At 69.7% G+C, this 4357-nt stretch carries 4 protein-coding genes and 1 pseudogene; 3 read left to right on the top strand and 2 right to left on the bottom strand.

Translation table 11 applies throughout. From position 1 onward, the window contains the following. Window positions 1-33 precede the first annotated feature (33 nt). Both HZB86_05150 and HZB86_05145 read left to right on the top strand, forming a co-directional pair. Complete coding sequence (locus HZB86_05150) at window positions 34-195, top strand: hypothetical protein (GenBank protein ID MBI5904921.1); 162 nt, start codon at window positions 34-36, stop codon at window positions 193-195. Between the two features lie 17 nt (window positions 196-212). After that, window positions 213-950: pseudogene (locus HZB86_05145) on the top strand (AAA family ATPase). Between the two features lie 13 nt (window positions 951-963). Here HZB86_05145 and HZB86_05140 read toward each other — a convergent pair. Next, window positions 964-1173, bottom strand: coding sequence for a hypothetical protein (locus HZB86_05140; GenBank protein ID MBI5904920.1), 210 nt, complete (start codon window positions 1171-1173; stop codon window positions 964-966). Next, the gene (locus tag HZB86_05135; GenBank protein ID MBI5904919.1) at window positions 1167-1454 is read right to left on the bottom strand and encodes a chorismate mutase; all 288 of its coding nucleotides are present in this window, start codon (window positions 1452-1454) and stop codon (window positions 1167-1169) included. Before HZB86_05135 ends, HZB86_05140 begins: the two co-directional genes overlap by 7 nt. A gap of 75 nt (window positions 1455-1529) precedes the next feature. Here HZB86_05135 and HZB86_05130 point away from each other — a divergent pair, with 75 nt between their 5' ends. Beyond that, complete coding sequence (locus HZB86_05130) at window positions 1530-4196, top strand: calcium-translocating P-type ATPase, PMCA-type (GenBank protein ID MBI5904918.1); 2667 nt, start codon at window positions 1530-1532, stop codon at window positions 4194-4196. Window positions 4197-4357: the final 161 nt, after the last annotated feature.

Raw genomic sequence — 4357 nt, 5'->3', positions numbered from 1 at the left:
GGTTTCCTCCGCGTCACGCTCGAAGGGACGTCCGTGGCCGGCTTCCAGTTCGTCGGACGGCCGGAGGAGCTCCGGGGGCTGGTCCCCGGGGTCCTCGCGCGCTTCGACGCGGCGCGGGTACGGGAGGCGCTGCGCGTCCCTTCCGGGTTCGGACTGGCGCCCACGGTCCTCGCCGGGCCGGGGACATGGGCCTGAAGGTAGCCGTCTGAGGGAAGGGGGGCGCGGGAAAGACGACCGTATGCGCCCTCCTCGCCGGGATCCTCGCACGCGCCGGCCACACGGTCCTGCTGGTCGACCTCGATTCCGATCCCAACCTCGCCTCCGCCCTCGGTTTCCCCCCCGATGCCGCTCTGCCGATCGTCCACCGGGGCGACCTGATCGCCGAGCGGACCGGCTCCACCGGGGAACCGGGGGGGATGTTCGTCATGAACCCGAGCGTTTCGGACATCGCCGAACGGTTCGCCCTGAAGCGCTCGGAGAAGGTGTTCCTCCTCCCCGTCGGCACCATCGAGACGGGCGGGGAGGGGTGCTTCTGCCCCCAGGCCGCCTTCGCCAAGGCGCTCCTCCGGAAGCTGATCCTTTCCAGGGACGAGTCGCTGGTCCTGGACCTCGAGGCGGGGCTGGAATCGTTCGGGCGGGCGCTGGTCGAGGGGCTCGACCTGCTGCTGATCGTCGTCGAACCGGGGATGCGGTCCCTGGACACCGCCCGCCGGATCCTGGGGATGGCCGCCTCCCTCGGCGTCCGGAACCTCCGGGTGGTCGCCAACAAGGTCCGGCCCGAAACCGGCGGGGCCCTCCGGGAAAGGATGCGGGAGGCCGGGATCCCGTTGGACCTGACGCTTCCGTACCGGGAGGAGCTGGCGGGCAGGGACCTTGCGGGGGCCGGCGTCTTCGACTTCGCGGAACCCGCCTTCGAGGAGGACGTTCTCCGGGCGATCGGGGCCCTTTAGCGTTTCCGTCCGGTCAATCGTCCTTCCGGATCCGGACCACCTGGCTCACTCCGGGCATCTCCCCGAGCACCTTCTCGTCCAGGGAATCCGTGTCGCCGATGACGCCGATGATGGTGCGGTTGGCGCCGGTGGACTGGTGGATGTCGAAGCCGTGGTTGATGAGGTACTCCTTCACGGCGTCCAGCGACTCCTCGGTCGCGTTCCTCTTCGTGATGATCAGCATTCCTCCCGTCCTCCCCCCTGGGACCGGATCCGCTCCAGGCGGCGCGACTCGTCCACGACCCGCTCGAACAGCCGGACGATGGCCCCGTCGTCGAGCGGCCCGGGGTTGTCCCCCTTCATGCGGGTGAAGATCCGCTTCTCCCGGGCCGGGTCGAACACCGGCAGCCCCAGATCCTTCTTGACGTGCCCGATCTCCAGGGCCAGACGCGCCCGCTCGTTGAAGATCCGCAGCAGCACGTCGTCCAGCAGGTCGATCCGTTTCCGGATCTCGTCGATTTCCATGCGCACCAATATAAGGCCAATCGACCGGGGGAGTCGATGGGGTATACACTGGTGTCGGGAGGTCGAAGCGATCCCATGGCGACGTCGAAGCAGCGAGGGCTGACCTCCTTCGAGGCCGGGGAGCGCCGCCGCCGGTTCGGGTCGAACGTCCTCACGCCTCCCCGGCGGGACCCCTGGTGGCGCCAGTTCCTGGTCCGGTTCGACGACCCGGTGATCCGGATCCTGGTCGTGGCCGCGCTCCTGTCGACGCTGACCGGACACCTCACCGAAAGCGCGGGGATCGCCGTGGCGATCCTCCTCTCCACGCTGATCTCGTTTTTCAGCGAATACCGGGCGAACCGGGAATTCGACCTGCTGAACCGTTCGCGGGACGACGTTCCGGTGCGGGTGGTCCGCGACGGGAACGTGACCACCGTGCCCCGCCGGGACGTCGTGCCCGGCGACGCGGTCCTCCTGGAAGCCGGCGAGGAGGTGCCCGCCGACGGGTCGGTCGACGAGGCCGTCTCCCTCGCGGTCGACGAGTCGCGCCTGACCGGCGAATCGGCTCCTACGCCCAAGTCGCCTTCCGCCGGGGCCGCGCCGCGGGAGCCGCTCGCCTCGGCGTACCCCCCGGACGCCGTCCTTCGCGGGACGATGGTGGTCGACGGGCGCGGGACGATGACGGTCGAGGCGACCGGGGATTCGACCGAGTACGGAAGGAGCGCGCGCGCGGCGTCGGAGGATCCCGGGGAGGCGACCCCGCTGCAGCGGCAGGCCGCCCGGCTTTCGCGGGGCATCGGCGCGGCCGGCTTCATCGTCGCGGGCCTCACCTTCTCGGCCCTCGTCGTTCGGGGGGTCGTCGCCGGCGGCCTCTCGTGGGCCCCGTTTCCGGTCCACGCCCTGCTGGACTACGCGATGATCGCGGTGACGATCATCGTGGCGTCCGTGCCGGAAGGGCTGCCGATGAGCATCGTCCTGAGCCTCGCGTACAGCATGCGGAAGATGACCGCCGCGAACAACCTCGTCCGGCGGATGCACGCCTGCGAGACGGTGGGCGCCGCCACAGTGATCTGCACGGACAAGACCGGGACCCTCACGAGGAACGAGATGCGGGTGCAGGAGTGGGGGTTCCCCGGCGGCGCGGACTCCGGTCTGCCGGCCGATCCGTACCGAAGGCGGCTTCTGGTCGAAGCCGTCGCGGCCAACACCACGGCCGACCTGGACCGGAGCGGGGCCGAGGCGGCGTCCCCGGTCGGGAACCCCACGGAAGGGGCCCTGCTCCTGTGGCTGGAGGAGAACGGCGTGGACTACCTCCCCGTGAGGGAGCGTTTCCGGGTCGCCCGCCAGTGGCCCTTTTCGACCGAGCGGAAATTCATGGGGACCCTCGGGGTCTCCGCCGTGACGGGGACGGCGGTCCTCTACGCGAAAGGGGCGCCCGAAATCGTCCTCTCCCGCTGCTCGCGGGTGATGACGCCGCGCGGGCCCGAACCGATCGGCGACGCGACGGCGGCCATCGAGGAGGCGCTCGCGGGGTTCCAGGCCGCCGGGATGAGGAGCCTGGGGCTCGCGTTCCGCGACGCGCCGGAGGACGCCGCCGGTATGGGGCTTTCCCGCGCGGCGACGGACCTCGTCTGGCTGGGGTTCGCGGCGATCGCGGACCCGGTGAGGGAGGAGGTCCCCGAGGCGATGAAGGAGTGCCGCAACGCGGGCGTCCGGGTGATCGTCGTCACCGGGGACAACCCCGGGACGGCCCGCCAGGTCGCCCGGGCGATCGGGCTGGCCGGGAAGGGGGGCGGCGCCCACCGGACCGGGCCGGAATTCGCGGCGATGGGGGAGGAGGATGCGAAAGCCTCCTCCCGCGTTCTCGAGGTGCTGTCGCGGGCGCGCCCCTCCGACAAGCTCCGGCTCGTGCGGCTGCTGAAGGAGGATGGGCACGTGGTCGCGGTGACGGGGGACGGCACCAACGACGCCCCGGCGCTTACCCACGCCGACGTCGGCCTCGCGATGGGGAAGTCGGGGACCGCCGTGGCGAGGGAGGCGAGCGACATCGTCCTGCTGGACGATTCGTTCCGGAGCATCGTCCTCGGGATCCGCTGGGGGCGTTCGGTCTACCTGAACATCCAGCGGTTCCTCCTGTTCCAGCTGACCGTCAGCGCGGCCGCCCTGGGGACGGCGGCCCTGGGGACGGCGCTGGCGGGCCCGTTCCTCGGGATCCCGATGCCGTTCACGGTGACGCAGATCCTCTGGGTCAACCTGATCATGGACACCTTCGCCGCGCTCGCGCTGGCGACGCTCCCCCCCGACGACGGCCTGATGGACCGTCCCCCCCGCGATCCCGCGGAGTTCATCGTGACGCGCCCGATGGCGCGGAACCTCGCGGCGACGGCGCTCCCGTTCCTCGCCCTGTTCATCGGCGGGATGCTGTGGATCCTGAGGGACGGGCGGGCCACGGATCTCGAGCTCTCCGTCTTCTTCACCACCTTCGTGATGCTCCAGTTCTGGAATCTGTTCAACGCCCGGGCGTTCGGACTCTCCCGCTCCGCGCTCGCGGGCCTTTCGCGAAACCGCGGCTTCCTCCGGATCGTCTTCCTGATCCTGGTCGGCCAGATCCTCGTCGTCCAGTACGGCGGGTCGCTCTTCCGGACCGTGCCGCTGCCGCTGCCGTACTGGATCTCGATCGTGGCCGGCACCTCCACCGTGCTGTGGGTCGGGGAAGCATGGCGGTGGCGGCTTCGGCGGCGGACGGGCTCCCTCCAGACATAACTATTCAATAAATGTAAGATTATTCGATTATTCTTGACAGCGGGTTGGTTTCCTCTATAATTCCATAAAATCTATAGAGTAGGTAGGAAATTGGGCATCATGGTGGAGAACATCCAAAAGGCGATCGACGGGCTGTTCGAAGGGGAACCTCCGTCCAGGGT

The sequence above is a fragment of the Deltaproteobacteria bacterium genome (assembly GCA_016234845.1).
Classification (GTDB): domain Bacteria; phylum Desulfobacterota; class Deferrimicrobia; order Deferrimicrobiales; family Deferrimicrobiaceae; genus JACRNP01.
This window is presented reverse-complemented; position numbering and strand designations above follow the sequence as displayed.

What these genes read in the sequence shown, in the direction of transcription:
- HZB86_05135 (MBI5904919.1), bottom strand. Translation starts at nt 1,454, where the DNA reads ATGGAAATCGACGAGATCCGGAAACGGATCGACCTGCTGGACGACGTG.
- HZB86_05130 (MBI5904918.1), top strand. Translation starts at nt 1,530, where the DNA reads ATGGCGACGTCGAAGCAGCGAGGGCTGACCTCCTTCGAGGCCGGGGAG.
- HZB86_05140 (MBI5904920.1), bottom strand. Translation starts at nt 1,173, where the DNA reads ATGCTGATCATCACGAAGAGGAACGCGACCGAGGAGTCGCTGGACGCC.